Consider the following 16,247-nt stretch of genomic DNA (forward strand, 5'->3'; position numbering starts at 1 on the left):
GCCGGCTTACAAACTCAAGCCTCGCGGCGAGCCTGCGAGGTGACCAAGGCCAACGCCGCGTCGACGGCGTTGGCGGCCGGACTGGGCCCCGCCGAGCGCATGATGGTCTCGACCTCGGCGAAGCCGTCGAGCTGCACCAGCCGATCAGGCCCCTCGGCGAGCGCCGCCAGCAAATGCCGGCCCAGGGCCTCCGCCGTCGCATCATCCTGGATGAACTCCGGAACGACGTTCCGGCCCAGAATCAGGTTCGGCAGAATCACGCTCGGCAGCTTGATGAGCCGCCGGGCCAGCACTGCCTCCCAGCCTGCCCCGCGATAGGCGGCAACCGTCGGCACGCCCGACAAGGCCAATTCGAGCGTCACGGTGCCGGAGGCGGCCAGGGCCGCGCGGGCCCCGCGGAAAGCGGCGAGCTTGGCCGCCTCGCCGCCGACGATCTCCGGCGTGACCGACCAACGCGCCGCGGCCTCAGCGATCATCGGCTGGAGCCGGGCGACGGCCGGCAGAACAAAGCGCGCGCCCGGAACAGCCGCCGCCACCCGTGCGACCGCCTCGCCAAAAACCGGCATCAAATGATGGATTTCGGAGCGCCGGCTGCCGGGCAAGACCAGCACCAGCGGCCGCGCCGCATCGTCCCGGACAGCTTGCTCGGCCGGGCCCGGCCTGAACTCGCCGAGGCGTTCCATCAACGGATGGCCGACATAGATCGTCTCAGGACCGCGCAGCCGCGCGAGAGCAGCCGGTTCGAAAGGCAGCAGCGCCAGAATGCGGTCGACATGCGGCGCCATGCGGCGTGCCCGGCCGGAGCGCCAGGCCCAGACGCTTGGGCAAACCCAGTGCGCGATCGGGATATGGGGCGCTCGCGCCCGCACCTTCTTCGCCACCCGCAGGCAAAAATCCGGGCTGTCGATGGTCAGCAGCAGATCGGGCTGAAAATCGGCAATCCCGCGTGCCGCATCCTCCATCCGTCGCAGCAGAAGCGGCAGGCGCGCGATCACCGGGCCGAAGCCCATCACCGCGATATCGGCTTGCGGAAAGAACGGGAGCAGCCCCGCTTGCGGCAGTCCGTGATCGCCGACACCGCGCAGCTCTATGGGGCGATCACCCAATCGCTCGCGCAGGGCTGCAAGAAAGCGCAGGGCGAGCGCGTCGCCAGAGGCCTCGCCCGCGATGATGGCGAGCTTGAAGGGTCGCATCAGGCGACGCCCTCGATGAACAAGCCAAGTTGGTCCGCCTGCCGTCCAAGCGCCGCGCGGTCGCCGACCAGCACCGCGCCCGCCTTGAGGCCGATGCCCGACAGGCCAGCCTCGGCGATGTTGCGCAGAGTGTCCGGGCCAATAGCCGGCATGTCGACGCGCAGATCCTGCCCCATCTTTGGGGCCTTCACGAGAACGCCATCGCCCTTGCCGATCTTGAGGCGTCCCCGCGCGACGAGATCCGCCACGCGCTTGATCATGGCGTCGGTACCCTCGGCAGCTTCGATCGCGATGACCCGGTGGTCGGCGATGACAGCCGCCTGCCCGACATCGAATGGCGACAGCGCCGCCAGCAGCGAAAACCCGCGATCGAGCACGGCTTTCTGTCCTGCCCCCGCCTGCTTGCGGCCGAGCGGCCCCCGAGGCGCGGTGAGCTCCGGCGCGATATCCGCCGGGCCGTGGACGCGGAAGCCCTGCTCCTCGAAGAAGCGGACGACACCACGCAAGAGATGGTCGTCGCCGCCCTGGAAGGCGCGAGCGAAGTAAGGCAGATATTTCAAGGTCGAGGCTTCGGGCCGCAGCGCCCCGAAGCTGGGCCGCGGCAGGCTGCCCAGCATGACGATATCGGCGATGCTGCGGCGGCGCAGCTCCCCGAGCAGGCTGCCGAGCTGGCCGAGACGGTAACTCTGCACATCGGCATCGCCGAAAGCAGCAGGGTCGGCTGCGCCCTCGAGTGCCGCGACGAAGGGGCGCTCGCCATGGTCGGCGAGATTTCGAGCCAATCGGAGCGGGTACTCGCCTGCTCCCGCGATCAGCACGAGCGGGCCGCGCGCGATTCCCGCGGCGCTCACCGCTCCGTCGGAGCGACGTCGTGCGGCATGCAGAGCGCCTTGTCGCCACCTTCCCTGATGAAATCCAGGATCTCGTGGACCAGCGGATGCGAAGCGAACTCGGCCGCGACATCCTCGACCCGCTCGGTCAACGTCCCTTCATCGGCGAAGAGCAGGCGGTAGGCGCGGCGCAGCTCGTGGATCTGCTCGCGCGTGAAGCCGCGGCGCTTGAGGCCGATGAGGTTCAACCCGACGAGATGGGCGGGGTTGTCGCGTATGGTGCCGAAGGGAATGACATCGCTCAACACCCCGGCGCCGCCGCCGATGAAGGCATGGTCGCCGATACGGATGAATTGCTGCAAGCCGGCGCCGCCGCCGACGATGACGAAGTTGCCGATCGTGACATGACCGGCGCACATCACGTTGTTCGAGAAGATGACGTTGCTGCCGAGACGGCTGTCATGGCCGACATGCGAGTTGGCGAGAAAGAAGCAGCGGTCGCCGACGGAGGTCACCATCCCACCGCCTTCCGTGCCCGGATTCATCGTAACACCCTCGCGGATCTGGCAATCCGCGCCGATGGTGAGCGTCGAGGGTTCACCCCGGTACTTCACATCCTGCGGCGGGTGGCCGATCGAGGCGAAGGGATAGATCTTGGTGCGCGGGCCGATCGTGGTCCGACCGGCGACGACCACATGGCTGACGAGCTCGACGCCCTCTCCCAGCACGACATCGGGACCGACAGTGCAGAATGGGCCGATCGTGACCCCCGCGCCGAGCTGCGCCTTGGGATCGATCACCGACATCGGATGGATGGAGGGGCTCATCGGGAGCTGGTCCTGATCTCGCAACACCGTGGCCTCAAACGACCATCGCCGAAATTTCGGCCTCGGCCACGAGCACCCCTTCCACCCGCGCCTCGCCGCGATAGAACCAGATGTTGCGCTTGCGGGCGAGCTTCGTGAGATGGAAGCGCAGCGTATCGCCCGGGATGACCGGCTTGCGGAATTTGGCCTTGTCGATCGTCGTGAACAGAACCGTCTTGACCTCCTGCTCACCCGCAGCCCGTGCATTGACAACCAGCACGCCGGCGGTCTGCGCCATCGCCTCGATCATCAGCACGCCCGGAAAAACCGGGCGCTCCGGGAAATGGCCGGTGAACTGCGGTTCGTTGACGGTGACGTTCTTGATCCCCACGCCGGATTCGTCGCCGTTGATCTCGACAACGCGGTCGACCAGCAGGAATGGATAGCGGTGGGGGATGCTGGCCATGATCTTCTGGATGTCGATCACACCCAGCGTCGTCGTCGCCTCGCTCATCGTCTGTCTTCTCCTGGGCCCCGTCCCTGAGCGGCGGCTCGCATTCTCTTCACATGGTCCACTGCGAAAACCGCTTCCGCAATCGGCAGCAATTCCAAAGCGTTCCGCCCGTTTGCCGGAAACAGGGCAGCTTCGGCAACCTAAATCTGTCGGCACTGCGACAGAAAGGGCCCGCAGCGTGTTCTCGCTTTCCGGCAGGCCCGCTTCAGTCCGCGGGCGAGTCTGATTTCCGGCCGCGCTTCGCAACCAGCGTCTTGAGCAAGGCGCTCTCCCGCGCCCATGCCAGCGCCGGCTGGGCCGGATAGCCGCCATATCGCGAGCCACGCGGAACGTCGCCGGCGACCCCGCTCTGAGCGGCGATCTGGGCACCGGCCCCGATCGTGAGATGCCCTGCCAGGCCGACCTGCCCGCCAAGCACGACAAAATCCTCGAGGGTCGAGGAGCCGGCGAGGCCGGTCTGAGCACAGATCACGCAGTGGCGGCCGATGACGCAGTTGTGGCCGATCTGGACGAGGTTATCGATCTTCGTACCCTCGCCGATCACCGTGTCGCGGCTGGCGCCACGGTCGATGCAGCTGTTTGCGCCGATCTCGACGTCATCCTGGATGATGACGCGACCGACCTGCGGCACCTTCATGTGCCCTTTCGGGCTCATGGCGAAACCGAAGCCATCCTGCCCGATGCGGGCGCCCGGATGGATGATGACGCGGTTGCCGATCAGTGCCGATTGGATCGTGCTCCCTGCCCCGATCGAGCAATTGCGCCCAATCCGGACCTGCGGACCGATCACCGCATGCGATGCAACGACGGTGCCTGCCCCGACTTCCGCGCCGGGGCCGATGACGGCCCCCGGGTCGACCGTCACGCCGGGCTCGATAACCGCAGTGGCATGAACGATGGCGCCAGGCGCCACGCCTTGGGAAGCGAACACGGATTCAGGCCGCAGCGCCGAGGGAAAGCATCGCGCCAGAACCTTGGCGAAGGCGTGATACGGCGCAGGCGAGACCAGCGCGACCGTGCCCGCAGGAACGCGGTCGGCGAAGCGCGGCGAAACCAGGCACAGGCCCGCTTTCGTCGCGGCCAGCGCCTCGGTGTATTTGGGATTGTCCATATAGGCGACGTCGGCCGGGCCGGCCATTTCCAGGGCCGCCGCCCCCTCGACGCGACGCGCCGCGTCGGCGCCTGCGGGCAATTGCGAACCCGAAATGCTTGCGACCTCGCCGAAATCGAGCGAGGTCGCGAAAGGAAAGAAAATGGGATCTGCCATGACTGGGTCCGGAGCGGGGCGCGTGGCCCCGCCGCGTCAGAAGCGGGTGCCGCCCGAGAAGCGGAAGGCCTGGAGACGGTCGCCGCCGTATTTTCCGGCCAGACCGGTGGTCGGGTTGACGCCGTACTGACCGTCGTCCTTGGTCAGAGCATAGGCGTAATCGAACCGGATCGGACCGAGCGGCGACTGCCAGAGCAAGCTGACGCCGACCGACGAACGCAGGATGTTCTTGTCGCGAATACAAGCGACGTTGCTCTGCGCGCCGCCGGTGACGACGTTGAACTGACGCGCCTCCGAACCAGCCGGGCAGTTGAAGATGACCGACTTCGAACCGCCGTCGTAATTGAACAGCGTGCCGGCGTCGGCGAAGACTGCGCCCCGCAGACCGATATCCCGCGGCAGGCCCCAGATCGGGAACTGCACCTCGACGGTGCCGCCGAAATAGGTGGTGCCACCCACGGCGTTCGCGGTCGGGTCGTTCAGCACGTCGCGCGGCCCGATGCCGGACGGCGCGAAACCGCGAACCAGTGTCGGTCCGAGGAAGTAGTGGTCGACCATGCGCAGGTTGCCGCTGGTCGCCTGAACGTGACCGCCCTGTACGCGGACGAAGCCGACGACGTCGTCGAAGATCTCGCGGTAGTAGCGCGCGTCGGCCGCGACGCGGAGGAACTTGGAGTCGCCACCGAGGCCGGCGAATTCCGGCTTCAGCTCCGCGATGAAGCCGTTGCGCGGGCTCTGCACGCTGTCGAGCGAATTGTAGTTGAAGTTCAGGCCGACGAGTGAAGTCAGGGTGTCGCCCTGCGCTTCCTTGACCGCCACCGTCGCTTCGCCGTTGGTCACGCAGTTGTAGATATCGGTGGGGCCGCCCGTCGGCGTAATGCCGGGGATCGGATAGGTACAATCGTTATAGGGACGATTGACGTCGTTCGGAATGGTGATGTTGGTCTGGTAGAGCGAGTAGCGCGGCGTGATCGAGAACTCTTCCGTGATCGGGAAGGTGAAGCGCAGCTGACCGCCATTCACACGGCTCTCGAAACGGCCGGTGTTGTAGTTGTCGTTGTACTTCGAGAACAGGTCGATACCGGCCGCCACGCGATAGCCCAGGAAATAGGGCTCGGTGAACGAGAAATCGATGCCCTGCGTGCGTTGGCCGAGCGTGCCCGCGATGCGGACGAACTGACCGCGACCGAGGAAGTTCGACTCCGACAGCGAGACTTCGCCGATGACACCGTCCGAGGTCGAATAGCCACCGGCGATGGAGAACGAACCGGTCGCCTTGTCCTCGACGTCGATATTGAGGATGACGCGATCCGGCGCCGAGCCGGGCTCGTTGGTGATCCGGACCTTGTTGAAGAAGCCGAGATTGTTGAGACGGCGCTCGGCGCGGTCGATCATCACCTTGTTGTAGGCATCGCCCTCGCCGAGATCGAGCTCGCGGCGAACCACATAGTCGCGGGTACGGGTGTTGCCGCGCACATTGATGCGCTCGACATAGACCCGCGGACCTTCGTCGACGACATAGGTGATGCCGATCGTACGGCCGGACGCATCGCGATCGCCGCGCGGACGAACCTGGGCGAAGGCATGGCCGCGACGCGCAACCTCGGTCGTCAGCGCAACCAGCGACTTCTCCACCGCTTCGGCGTTGTAGGTATCGCCCGCCGACGTCGCGACATAGCGCTGAAGCGCCGCCTGATCGACATCGCGCAACGCGGAATCGACGGCGACGTTGCCGACCTTGTATTGCGGACCTTCCTCGATCTGGATGTCGACGACCCAACCGCCGGCCGCGTCGTCGAAGCGAGCGGTGTTATTGACGACCTGGAAATCGGCAAAGCCGTTCTTCAGGTAGAACCGCCGGATGAGATCGAGGTCGGAGCTGATCCGGTCCGGATCGTAAACGTCGGAGGTCTTGATCCAGCTCAGGAAGTTCGACTCGGTCGAGCTCATCAAGCCGCGCAGCCGGCTCGCCGAGTAAGCCTCGTTGCCAGTGAAATTGATCGACTTGATGCCGGTCTTGCCGCTCTCGTTGATGGTGAAGACCACGTCCTGGCGGCCATTCGGCAACGGTGCGATGCGGCCGGTGACCGAGGAGAGGCCATAGCCGGCGCGGCGATAGGCCTCGCGCAGGCGCTGGATGTCGGAATCGATGAGTGCCTGGCTGAGCGGACCACCGGCGCGCGACTGCACCAACGGCGCGAGCTGATCGCTCTTCAGGCGACGGTTACCCTCGAAAGCGACGCGGTTGACCGTGCCGTTCTGCTCCTGGACCGTCACGACGGTCTGCGAGCCGCGGCGTGTGACCTGGACATTGCTGAACAGGCCCGTGGCGAGAAGGCTCTCGCGAATCTCCTGAGGATTCTCGCGCCCGGCCGCATAGGAGCGGATGGTCTCCGCATCGACGCGCCGGTTGCCGTGAACGACAACAGCCTGCGCGAACGCCACACCACCACTCACGGCCAGCATCAAAGCCGAAAGTCCGATCGATCGAGAGAGCCGCAGTTTGGTCGGCCGGCTCTGTTGGGTCGACGTCATCGGGTCGCCTATTCCATATCTCTGGTCACCACCCCCAAGCGGGGACCGCCGTCAGACGACGGCAGCACGGGGACATTGCGGTTCAATCGCTTCTACAAAGTTTCCAGCAGGGTGCAAACCGGGATCATCGTTAACAAAAGATTTTTAACGACCTCGTTGCGGAGAGGCCACGCGGCCTGCCGCGATTTTGCCCGAAAGTGCCGCGCCAGCTGGATTTCAGAGCATTCCACGCACGTGGACGATGTCGTTCCAGGTCACGAACAGCATCAGCATGAGCACCAGGGCAAGCCCCAGCCGGAAGCCGATTTCCTGCGCCCGCGGGCTCAGCGGACGGCCGCGCAGCGCCTCATAGAGGTAAAACATGAGGTGGCCGCCATCGAGCATCGGCACCGGGAGGAGATTCATCAGCCCGATCGAAACGGACAGGATTGCCGCGAGATTGATCAGCCCGAGCAAGCCGCCACTGGAAGCAACGAGGCCGGAAACCTGGGCGATCCGAATCGGCCCGGAGAGCTGGTCGGTGGATTCGCGCCCGCTCACCAGCTTCGCGATATAGTCGTAGGTGCGGGTGACGACGAACCAGGTCTCGGTGACGCCCGTCCGCAAGGAATCGATCGCGCCGAAGCGCTGGGTCGTCCAGTCCTCGGGCTTCGGCGAGGCCCTGACGCCGATGACGCCGATGCGCTGCGTCCCGACCGGCGTCTTCTGCTCCGAGAGCGCCGGCGTGACCGGCAGATCCAGCGCGCGGCCGCTGCGATCCACGGTGACGGTCAGGCGCTCCTCCGGCCTGGTCGAGATGATGCGCTGCATCTCGGAGAAGCTGTCGATCTTGTGCCCGTCGATCGCAATGACGATGTCGCCAGCCTTGAGCCCGGCGGTTTCCGCAGCGCTCCCGGCCACGACGGCATCGACGCGCGGGATCAGCACCTGCTTGCCGAACAAGAAGGTCGTGCCCGCGAAGATGAGAATCGCCAGCAGGAAATTGGCGATCGGGCCGGCGGCGACGATGGCCGCGCGTTCAGCTATCGACTGCGCCGGAAGCGAACGGGCGCGCTCCTCCGGCGTCATTCGCCGGACAGCCGCGTCATCGGGGGCGCTCGCCGCATCCGCATCGCCCGAGAATTTCACATATCCGCCAAGTGGGATGAGCGCGAAGCGCCAGCGCGTGCCATGTCGGTCATTAAAACCGAACAGCTCCCGGCCGAAGCCGATCGAGAAAGTGTGCACGTCGACGCCGCACCAGCGGCCGACGAGAAAATGCCCGAGTTCGTGAACGAAGACGACGAGCGTGAGAACGAACAGGAACGGCAGCAGATAGCCGAGCGCAAAATGCCCGGCATTCCAGAGTGACGCCGCAAATTCCATCGAACTCTCCCGTTCCTCGTCCTTAGGTGGCAGTGAACGGCGCTTGCGACAAGAGCGAGGCGGCTCGGCGTCTGGAATCTTGGTCAACGGCCAGCGCGGCCGCGACATCGCGTGGGGCTTCTCCTGCCGCAGACATGGCAGCGCAGACCGCCTCGACAAGCGCCGGAATTCCCGCAAAGCGCAGCCGTCCGGCCAGAAACGCCGCAACGGCCACTTCATTTGCGGCGTTGAGCACGGCGGGCATGGCGCCCCCTTCGCGCAACGCGGCTATCGCAAGGCCGAGCGCCGGAAACCGGTCGAGATCCGGTCTCTCGAAACTCAGCGGCGCCGCAGCCGCCAAATCGAGGAACCGCGTCGGCGGCGCATCGAGGCGGCCATCGATGCCGAGACAATGGGCCGCAGCAACCCGCATGTCCGGCAGGGCCATGCCCGCACTCACCGAACCGTCCCGGAAAGTGACCAGCCCGTGGACGATCTGCTGGGGATGGACGAGCACGTCGAGCTGATCCGCTTCCAGCCCGAACAGGAAGCGGGCCTCGATCAGCTCGAGCCCCTTGTTCATCATGCTCGCCGAATCGACGGTGATCTTGGCACCCATCGCATAGTTCGGATGCTTCAGCGCCTCCTCCGGTCCGGCCACGGCGATACGCTCCGCGCTCCAGGTCCGGAAAGGACCGCCGGACGCAGTCAGTGTCATGCTGCGGACGGCGCAGAGTGGCTCGGCCCCCAGAACCTGGAACAGCGCGTTATGCTCGGAATCGAGCGGCAGCAGCCGCGCACCGACCTGCGCGGCCCGGGCCATGACCGCCTCGCCGGCACAAACCAGACTCTCCTTGTTGGCGAGGGCGATCGTTCGGCCGGGCAGGAGAGCGGCAAAAGTCGCCTCCAGCCCCGCAGCGCCTGAAATCGCGCTGACGACGATATCGGCGGAGCGTGCCACGGCCTCCAGCACGGCCGTCCGCCCTGCCCCGCTCGCGATACCGGTACCCGCCAGCGCCTCCCGCAATGCCTGACCGCCGGCCTCGTCCGCCAAGGCGGCGAAGGACGCTCGCGTTTCGATCGCGACTTGCGCGAGCGCCGCCGCATCCTGTCCGCCGACAACCGTTCGGATCGCCAGCCGTTCCGGGTTTTCCGCGACGATGTCGCGGACCGAACGTCCGACGGAGCCGGTGGCTCCGAGAAGGGTCACAATACGAAGCGGCATCGGCTCAGATGTTGAGATGGATCGCGAAAAGCGCAAGCCCGGCCAGGACGAGAACGGCCCAGTAGCCATCGAGCCGGTCCAGAAAGCCGCCATGCCCCGGGATCAGCTTGCTTGAATCCTTGGTGTCGAAGCGGCGCTTCAGCGCGGATTCGAACAGATCGCCGGCCTGGCTGACAATCGATCCGGCCAGCGATGCGGCAATGACAGGACCGGCCGCGGTCAGCCCTTCGAACGCCGGCGACAGCCGCCAGACCAGATAGCCGCCAACCGTCCCGGCCAGGGCACCGCCGATCGCGCCGGACCACGTCTTCTTCGGGCTGACGCTCGGCATCAGCTTGGGGCCGCCGAGGCTGCGACCCGTGAAATAAGCGGCGATGTCCGTGAACCAGACCACCGCAAAGCTCCAGAGGATGAGAACCAGCCCGATGCCCGGCAGATCGCGCATGGCCGGCGTTACCAGCGCAAAAGCCAAGGCGTAGCCGACGCCGCAGAGTTCAAGCGCGAGGCGAGAGCGCACGAAAGGGGTGGCCAGCGCGCCCAGCAGCGCCGCCGCGGCCGCCGTGCCGGCCAGCGCGGCCGGGCTCGCCGGGGAGAAGGTCAGGGCCACGCCTGCGACGACCACCCCGATGCCGGCCGGAATCGCGTTGGCCCGGCTGACGATGGCGAGCCATTCATAGGCCACGATGCCGGCCACCAGAATCCAGATCAGGCGGAAGGGCCAGCCACCCCAGATCGTCGCGAGCAGGATCAGCGCGGCGAGGACGAGTGCCGAGACGACCCGGAGCTTCAGCTCGCCCGGGCCCGGTCGCGGCGCAGTTGGGACGGGTTCATTCACGCGACGCCCACGCTGCGGTCAGCGGGAGTGGACACGCCGCCGAAGCGGCGCTCGCGCTGCCGATATTGCGCCAGAGCATCTTCGAAGACGGCGCGATCGAAATCCGGCCACATCACCGGCACGAAGACGAACTCGGCATAGGCAGCTTGCCACAGCAGGAAATTGGAGATGCGCGTCTCGCCCGAGGTGCGGATCACCAGCTCGGGATCAGGCAGGTCGTGGGTATCGAGACGGCCGGCGATCGCAGCTTCGTCGATGGCGGCCGGGTCGATGCGCCCCGCCACCGCATCGGCGGCAAGGCGCTGCGCCGCGCGCACGATCTCGTCCCGCGAGCCGTAGTTGAAGGCAATCACCAGCACGAGGCCGGTATTGGCGTGGGTGCTGGCCTCGGCATGTTCGACGAGGCGGCGCAGGTCGGCGGCAAGGTTCTCGCGATTGCCGATGATGCGGACCCTGACATTGGCCGCCGACAGCTCGGCCAGATCCTTTTCGACGAAATGCTTGAGCAGCCCCATGAGGAAGGTGACTTCCGCATAGGGGCGGCGCCAGTTCTCGGTCGAGAAGCTGTAGAGGGTCAGAACCGAAAGCCCGAGATCGCTGGCATTGCGAACGGTGCGGCGCAAGGCCTCCAGCCCACGGCGATGACCTTCCTGCCGCGGCAGGCCGCGCATCTGCGCCCAGCGGCCGTTGCCGTCCATGATGATGGCGACATGGGCCGGGTTGGGCACATCTGCCTCGCTCTGACCGGATGACATGCGGATGAGCCTCGCTCGACCGGAAGGGCGCAGGACCGATCCCGCGCTGGGATCAGACGTGCAGGATTTCCTTTTCCTTCGCCGCGAGCGCCTGGTCGATCTCCGCGATGTGCTGGTCGGTCGCCTTCTGAACCAGATCGGAATTGCGCGCGGCATCGTCCTTGGTCATGTCGCCGTCCTTCTCGAGCTTCTTGACGACGTCGATGCCGTCGCGACGGACATGGCGCACCGAGACCTTGGCCTCCTCGGCATATTTATGCGCGACCTTGACCATCTCCTTGCGGCGCTGCTCGTTCAGCTCGGGGATGCGGATGCGCAGCACCTGGCCCTCGGTCTGGGGATTGAGGCCGAGATCGGATTCGCGGATCGCCTTGTCGACGGCGTTTACCATGCTGCGATCCCAGACCTGGACGCTGAGCAGGCGCGGCTCCGGCACGCTCACGGTAGCAAGCTGGCTGAGCGGCGTGCGGGCGCCATAGGCCTCGACCTGGATCGGGTCCAGCATGTTGGCCGAGGCGCGGCCGGAGCGCAGCGAGGCGAGGTCGCCCTTGAAGGACTGCACCGCGCCGGCCATGCGGCGCTTGAGGTCGGCGAGGTCGAACGTCGTCTGGGCCATTTCAATCAGGACCTTGCAGATAATCCAAAATCGGCGCGACCATGGCGGCGAGGCCGCCCAGGGTCAAGAATTACATGCTCGAACAGCATGTTCCCCCAGGCCGGGCAAGGGGGAAGCGGCGGATCGAGCTGAATCTCCACGACGTGGCAGACAGGTTGGTCCGCCGCTTCGGGATGCATAGATCAGTCTAGAGGCTTGCAACGCGGCAAGCCAGCACCGCCGGCAAAGAAACACGGAGAAAAACGTGCCCCGCCTGAACCGCATCGTCGAGACTGCCCTCTATGTCGACGATCTCGACCGCGCCCGCGACTTCTACGAAGCGAAGCTCGGCCTCGCACCCCTGCTCAAGACCAAGACCCTTTTCGCCTATGACGTCGGTGGCGCGAGCGTGCTGCTGCTGTTCCTGCGCGGCGCATCGTTGCAGACCCAGCGTTTCGACCATGGAAGCATTCCGCCGCATGACGGCAGCGGCTCGCTGCACATCGCCTTTGCCGTCGATGCGGATGATCTGGCGGCCTGGGAGGCCAAGCTGGATCAGCTCGGCATCCCCGTCGAGGGCCGCATGCAGTGGGATCGCGGGAGCAAGAGCCTCTATTTCCGCGACCCGGATGGGCACATGCTCGAACTGGTCACGCCCGGCCTCTGGCGGACCTACTGAAGCCCCCTCAGGGCGTCACATAGGTCGCCCTGCCCTCGCCCCGCAGGACGGCGGCGAGCATGCCGGGCTCGGCGATCGAGAAGACCACGATGGTCAGGCTCGCATCGCGGGCAAGCGCGAAGGCCGCGGTATCCATCACCTTGAGATCCCGCTTGATCGCATCCTCATGCGTGAGCGTGTCGTAGCGGGTGGCAGTCGGATCCTCCTTCGGATCGGCGCTGTAGACGCCGTCGACCTGCGTCGCCTTGAGCAGATGGCTGCAGCCGAGTTCGGCCGCGCGGAGCGCCGCTCCGGTATCGGTGGTAAAGTAGGGATTGCCGGTACCGCCGCCGAGAATGACGACCTTGCCGTTGCTGAGATGGTCGAGGGCGCGCTTGCGGGCGTAGCTCTCGCAGAGCGACGGCATCGGCACTGCCGACATCGCACGGGCCGGCGCGCCCGCGGCTTCGATGGCGTGTTCCAGAGCCAGCGCATTCATGACAGTGCCGAGCATGCCGATCGAATCGGCGGTCGTCCGGTCGAGCCCCTTGTTGAGGCCCTGGACGCCGCGGAAGAAATTGCCGCCGCCGACGACGATGCCGATCTCGACGCCTTCGCGCGAGGCATGGGCGATGTCGGCGGCCAGCGCGGTCAGGGTGCCGCCGTCGAGCCCGTTTCCGACAGGCCCCGCAAGAGCTTCGCCGGAGAGCTTCACGAGAACGCGTTGGGGTCTCATCGATGTCTCTCCGTCCGTGTTGCGGCCCGCCTCGAATCGGAGCGGGCCTGTCTTCCTACAAAAAAGGCCGCGCGATGCGCGGCCTTTCTGTCATTCATCCGCGGAATTGTCAGCCCGTGGTGCCGCCGGCGGCAGCGACCTCGGCCGCAAAATCCTGCTCTTCCTTCTCGATGCCCTCGCCAAGCGCGAAGCGGGCGAAGCCGGTGAGCTTGACCGGAGCGCCGACCTTGCCCTCGATCTCCTTGAGGACCTGCGAGACCGACTTCGAGCCGTCATGGATATAAGCCTGCTCCAGCAGGCAGTATTCCTTGGCGTAGCTCTTCAGGCCGCTCTCGGTGATCTTGGCAAGGACATGCTCGGGCTTGCCCGCGTTCTTCTCGGCCAGGATCGCCTTCTCGCGCTCCAGGACGTCCGGGGCGACCGAAGCAAGGTCGAGCGCGACGGGGTTGGTCGCAGCGACGTGCATGGCGAGCTGGCGGCCGAGCGCGGCGAGCTCATCGGCCTTGCCGGTCGACTCGAGCGCGACGATGACGCCGATCTTGCCGAGGCCGTCGGCGATCGCGCCATGGACATAGGAGCCGATCACGCCCGAGGAGACCTTGAGCGAGGAAACGCGGCGCAAGGTCATGTTCTCGCCGATGGTGGCGATGGCATTGGCGATGGCGTCCTGGACCGAGCCGCCGCCCGGATAGTGATGGCCGAGCAGCGCATCGACATCGCCGCCACGCTCCAGCGCGACATCGGCGATGGTCTTGGCGAGCGCCTGGAATTCAGGGTTGCGCGCGACGAAGTCGGTCTCGGAGTTGACCTCGACGACGACGCCCTCGTTGCCCTGCACCGCGACGGCGACGAGGCCCTCGGCGGCGACGCGGCCGGCCTTCTTGGCGGCCTTCGACAGGCCCTTGGCACGCAGCCAGTCGACGGCGGCTTCCATGTTGCCGTCGGTCGCCGAAAGGGCGGTCTTGCAGTCCATCATGCCCGCGCCGGTCTTGTCGCGGAGTTCCTTCACCATCGCGGCGGTGATCGCTGCCATCTGTCTTGTCCTTGCTGTCGGTGCGGCGCAGGCCCCAAGGGCCGGCCGCGGATCGGATTTAAGCGGACGCCTGCATGGGGAAACGCCGACGCTCCGTTTCCGGCCGTCGGCGCGTCCTCTCAACTTCTAAAAGCCGGCGTCAAATCGAAAGCCTGATTGCGACGCGCCGATGACGCGCCGCCATCATGCAGTCTGTATCAGGCGTCTGCGAGTTCGCGAGCCTGGGCGACCCAGCCCTCGCGCTCGATCTTGCCGCCGAGCTTCAGGTCGTGGTCGACCTTGGTCACGTCGGCCGGCGACATCGCCGCAATCTGCCAGAAGTGGTAGATGCCGCCGTCGTTCAGCTTCTGGACCGCGTCGGGGCCCATGCCCGAGAGCTTGGTCAGATCGTCCGGAGCGCCGCGCGGGGTGGTCAGCGTCTCGAAAACCTGGCCTTCGGCAGCCACCGGCTCCAGAACCTCCTCGACGACCGGCGCCTCGGCGGCGCCGACATCGATGCCCTGGTCGCCCGAGGCGCGGCCGATGCCGTCGATCGCCGAACGGGCGATCAGGTCGCAATAGAACTGGATGGCGCGGCCGGCGTCGTCATTGGCCGGAACCGGGAAGGTGATGCCGTCCGGATCCGAGTTCGAGTCGACGATCGCGGCAACCGGGATGCCGAGGCGCTGGGCCTCCTTGATCGCGAGTGCTTCCTTGTTGGTGTCGATCACGAAGATCATGTCCGGCGTGCCGCCCATGTCCTTGATGCCGCCGAGAGCCTTCTCGAGCTTGTCGCGCTCACGCGACAGCATCAGACGCTCCTTCTTGGTCAGGCCGGAGCCGCCGCCGTTGAGCAGCTCGTCCACCTTGCGCAGACGCTGGATCGAAGCCGAGATGGTCTTCCAGTTCGTCAGCATGCCGCCGAGCCAGCGGGAGTTGACGTAATACTGGGCCGAACGCTTGGCCGCATCGGCGATGGCGTCCTGCGCCTGGCGCTTGGTGCCGACGAAGAGGACGCGGCCGCCGCGGGCGACGGTGTCCGAGACCGCCTGCAGGGCACGATGCAGCATCGGCACCGACTGCGACAGGTCGAGGATGTGGATGTTGTTGCGGACGCCGAAGATGTACGGGGACATCTTGGGGTTCCAGCGGTGGGACTGGTGGCCGAAATGGGCACCGGCCTCGAGGAGCTGGCGCATGGAGAAATCAGGCAGAGCCATGGTGTTCTAGTCCTTCCGGTTGAGCCTCTGGAGCGCGAATGAACAAGGCATGAGCTGCCGCGTCACCGGAACGCCTCGTAGGTAAAGAGGCGATACGCTCCATGTGGGATGGCTTGCGCCTTACTAGGGATGGCGCCGCATTGCAAGCCGGAGCGGCCAAGAAAATCCGGCTCGGCTCGTGGCACCCCCGCGCGAGAACACGCGCGGGACGCTTCGTCGATCACTCCGATGCGGGCGGGAAACCCGCCCCTCGCCGCTACGGCAGCTTGGCGCCCACCTGCTTCACGAGATCGCCGATCTGCTTGCAATAGGCGGCGGGCGTGCCGCCCTGCGCCTTGGCGATCACCTCGAGATTTTGCTCCATTCCCATGACCGAGATCGAGCCCTTGCGGCCGGCGGCCTCCGCCGCATCCCCGCCGCTGGCATCGGCCGGCGCGGGAATGAGCGCGATCAGCTTCTTCTGCGCGTCCACGGCGGAAGCGTCGGTATGGCCCTTTTCGGCGCAATAGCCGAGAATGCCGAGCTGGTTGCGAGCGGCCTGATAGGCGAGCTTCAACTGGTCTGCCTGCGTCTGGGCAAAGGACGGAACGGCGGACGCCAGAACAGCGACGGCCGACGTGGCGATCAACGACTTATAAAAGTTCATGCTGGATATCCTCGGGCTATTATGATCCCAAGCATGCAACCATGCTCGCCCCCATCCGCATTCTGACTAGCCCTTG

Annotated in this window: 16 protein-coding genes; 1 reads left to right on the forward strand and 15 read right to left on the reverse strand. The window is 66.1% G+C overall.

Features of this window, described 5'->3' with window-relative positions; genetic code table 11:
* Positions 1 to 14 precede the first annotated feature (14 nt).
* The 11 genes from lpxB to frr all read right to left on the reverse strand — a co-directional run bounded on the left by lpxB (position 15) and on the right by frr (position 11,920).
* Positions 15 to 1,193, reverse strand: coding sequence for a lipid-A-disaccharide synthase (lpxB, locus tag AC1DEZ_RS02940; RefSeq protein WP_476778572.1), 1,179 nt, complete (start codon positions 1,191 to 1,193; stop codon positions 15 to 17).
* A complete protein-coding gene (locus AC1DEZ_RS02945) occupies positions 1,193 to 2,044 on the reverse strand; it encodes an LpxI family protein (RefSeq protein ID WP_476778573.1) in 852 nt (283 codons plus the stop codon). Before AC1DEZ_RS02945 ends, lpxB begins: the two co-directional genes overlap by 1 nt.
* Positions 2,041 to 2,850 (reverse strand): acyl-ACP--UDP-N-acetylglucosamine O-acyltransferase, encoded by an 810-nt coding sequence (gene lpxA, locus AC1DEZ_RS02950; protein ID WP_476778574.1) that lies wholly within the window; start codon positions 2,848 to 2,850, stop codon positions 2,041 to 2,043. The genes AC1DEZ_RS02945 and lpxA overlap by 4 nt, the downstream gene beginning before the upstream one ends.
* A gap of 34 nt (positions 2,851 to 2,884) precedes the next feature.
* Complete coding sequence (gene fabZ, locus AC1DEZ_RS02955) at positions 2,885 to 3,343, reverse strand: 3-hydroxyacyl-ACP dehydratase FabZ (RefSeq protein WP_441512617.1); 459 nt, start codon at positions 3,341 to 3,343, stop codon at positions 2,885 to 2,887.
* A 205-nt stretch (positions 3,344 to 3,548) separates the two neighbouring features.
* Positions 3,549 to 4,610: a UDP-3-O-(3-hydroxymyristoyl)glucosamine N-acyltransferase gene (lpxD, locus tag AC1DEZ_RS02960; RefSeq protein ID WP_476778575.1), complete on the reverse strand. Its 1,062-nt coding sequence runs from the start codon at positions 4,608 to 4,610 to the stop codon at positions 3,549 to 3,551.
* Between the two features lie 36 nt (positions 4,611 to 4,646).
* Positions 4,647 to 7,145: an outer membrane protein assembly factor BamA gene (bamA, locus tag AC1DEZ_RS02965; protein WP_476778576.1), complete on the reverse strand. Its 2,499-nt coding sequence runs from the start codon at positions 7,143 to 7,145 to the stop codon at positions 4,647 to 4,649.
* Positions 7,146 to 7,361: 216 nt separating this feature from the next.
* On the reverse strand, positions 7,362 to 8,510 hold the full coding sequence (gene rseP / locus AC1DEZ_RS02970; RefSeq protein WP_476778577.1) for an RIP metalloprotease RseP: 1,149 nt from the start codon (positions 8,508 to 8,510) through the stop codon (positions 7,362 to 7,364).
* 22 nt (positions 8,511 to 8,532) lie between these two features.
* Positions 8,533 to 9,714, reverse strand: coding sequence for a 1-deoxy-D-xylulose-5-phosphate reductoisomerase (gene dxr / locus AC1DEZ_RS02975; RefSeq protein ID WP_476778578.1), 1,182 nt, complete (start codon positions 9,712 to 9,714; stop codon positions 8,533 to 8,535).
* A 4-nt stretch (positions 9,715 to 9,718) separates the two neighbouring features.
* Entirely contained in the window at positions 9,719 to 10,549 is an 831-nt protein-coding gene (locus tag AC1DEZ_RS02980) for a phosphatidate cytidylyltransferase (RefSeq protein WP_476778579.1), read from the reverse strand.
* Positions 10,546 to 11,304, reverse strand: a complete 759-nt coding sequence (locus tag AC1DEZ_RS02985; protein ID WP_476778580.1) for an isoprenyl transferase — start codon at positions 11,302 to 11,304, stop codon at positions 10,546 to 10,548. Before AC1DEZ_RS02985 ends, AC1DEZ_RS02980 begins: the two co-directional genes overlap by 4 nt.
* Positions 11,305 to 11,356: 52 nt before the next feature.
* The gene (gene frr / locus AC1DEZ_RS02990) at positions 11,357 to 11,920 is read right to left on the reverse strand and encodes a ribosome recycling factor (protein WP_441512624.1); all 564 of its coding nucleotides are present in this window, start codon (positions 11,918 to 11,920) and stop codon (positions 11,357 to 11,359) included.
* A 244-nt stretch (positions 11,921 to 12,164) separates the two neighbouring features.
* On the opposite strand from frr, the gene AC1DEZ_RS02995 reads away from it, so the two are divergent.
* Positions 12,165 to 12,578, forward strand: a complete 414-nt coding sequence (locus AC1DEZ_RS02995; RefSeq protein WP_476778581.1) for a VOC family protein — start codon at positions 12,165 to 12,167, stop codon at positions 12,576 to 12,578.
* 7 nt (positions 12,579 to 12,585) lie between these two features.
* On the opposite strand, the gene pyrH is transcribed toward AC1DEZ_RS02995, so the two are convergent.
* The 4 genes from pyrH to AC1DEZ_RS03015 form a co-directional block, all read right to left on the reverse strand.
* Positions 12,586 to 13,293, reverse strand: a complete 708-nt coding sequence (gene pyrH, locus AC1DEZ_RS03000; protein ID WP_441512626.1) for a UMP kinase — start codon at positions 13,291 to 13,293, stop codon at positions 12,586 to 12,588.
* 109 nt (positions 13,294 to 13,402) lie between these two features.
* Entirely contained in the window at positions 13,403 to 14,326 is a 924-nt protein-coding gene (gene tsf, locus AC1DEZ_RS03005) for a translation elongation factor Ts (RefSeq protein WP_476778582.1), read from the reverse strand.
* 197 nt (positions 14,327 to 14,523) lie between these two features.
* Positions 14,524 to 15,525: a 30S ribosomal protein S2 gene (locus AC1DEZ_RS03010; protein ID WP_441512628.1), complete on the reverse strand. Its 1,002-nt coding sequence runs from the start codon at positions 15,523 to 15,525 to the stop codon at positions 14,524 to 14,526.
* A 256-nt stretch (positions 15,526 to 15,781) separates the two neighbouring features.
* Positions 15,782 to 16,171: a pore-forming ESAT-6 family protein gene (locus tag AC1DEZ_RS03015; protein WP_476778583.1), complete on the reverse strand. Its 390-nt coding sequence runs from the start codon at positions 16,169 to 16,171 to the stop codon at positions 15,782 to 15,784.
* Between the last annotated feature and the right edge of the window lie 76 nt (positions 16,172 to 16,247).

The sequence above is a fragment of the Allobosea sp. 10L422 genome, assembly GCF_056395345.1.

What these genes read in the sequence shown, in the direction of transcription:
- lpxB (WP_476778572.1), bottom strand. Translation starts at nt 1,193, where the DNA reads ATGCGACCCTTCAAGCTCGCCATCATCGCGGGCGAGGCCTCTGGCGAC.
- AC1DEZ_RS02985 (WP_476778580.1), bottom strand. Translation starts at nt 11,304, where the DNA reads ATGTCATCCGGTCAGAGCGAGGCAGATGTGCCCAACCCGGCCCATGTC.
- bamA (WP_476778576.1), bottom strand. Translation starts at nt 7,145, where the DNA reads ATGACGTCGACCCAACAGAGCCGGCCGACCAAACTGCGGCTCTCTCGA.
- lpxD (WP_476778575.1), bottom strand. Translation starts at nt 4,610, where the DNA reads ATGGCAGATCCCATTTTCTTTCCTTTCGCGACCTCGCTCGATTTCGGC.
- lpxA (WP_476778574.1), bottom strand. Translation starts at nt 2,850, where the DNA reads ATGAGCCCCTCCATCCATCCGATGTCGGTGATCGATCCCAAGGCGCAG.
- AC1DEZ_RS03010 (WP_441512628.1), bottom strand. Translation starts at nt 15,525, where the DNA reads ATGGCTCTGCCTGATTTCTCCATGCGCCAGCTCCTCGAGGCCGGTGCC.
- tsf (WP_476778582.1), bottom strand. Translation starts at nt 14,326, where the DNA reads ATGGCAGCGATCACCGCCGCGATGGTGAAGGAACTCCGCGACAAGACC.
- AC1DEZ_RS03015 (WP_476778583.1), bottom strand. Translation starts at nt 16,171, where the DNA reads ATGAACTTTTATAAGTCGTTGATCGCCACGTCGGCCGTCGCTGTTCTG.
- fabZ (WP_441512617.1), bottom strand. Translation starts at nt 3,343, where the DNA reads ATGAGCGAGGCGACGACGACGCTGGGTGTGATCGACATCCAGAAGATC.
- pyrH (WP_441512626.1), bottom strand. Translation starts at nt 13,293, where the DNA reads ATGAGACCCCAACGCGTTCTCGTGAAGCTCTCCGGCGAAGCTCTTGCG.
- dxr (WP_476778578.1), bottom strand. Translation starts at nt 9,714, where the DNA reads ATGCCGCTTCGTATTGTGACCCTTCTCGGAGCCACCGGCTCCGTCGGA.
- rseP (WP_476778577.1), bottom strand. Translation starts at nt 8,510, where the DNA reads ATGGAATTTGCGGCGTCACTCTGGAATGCCGGGCATTTTGCGCTCGGC.
- frr (WP_441512624.1), bottom strand. Translation starts at nt 11,920, where the DNA reads ATGGCCCAGACGACGTTCGACCTCGCCGACCTCAAGCGCCGCATGGCC.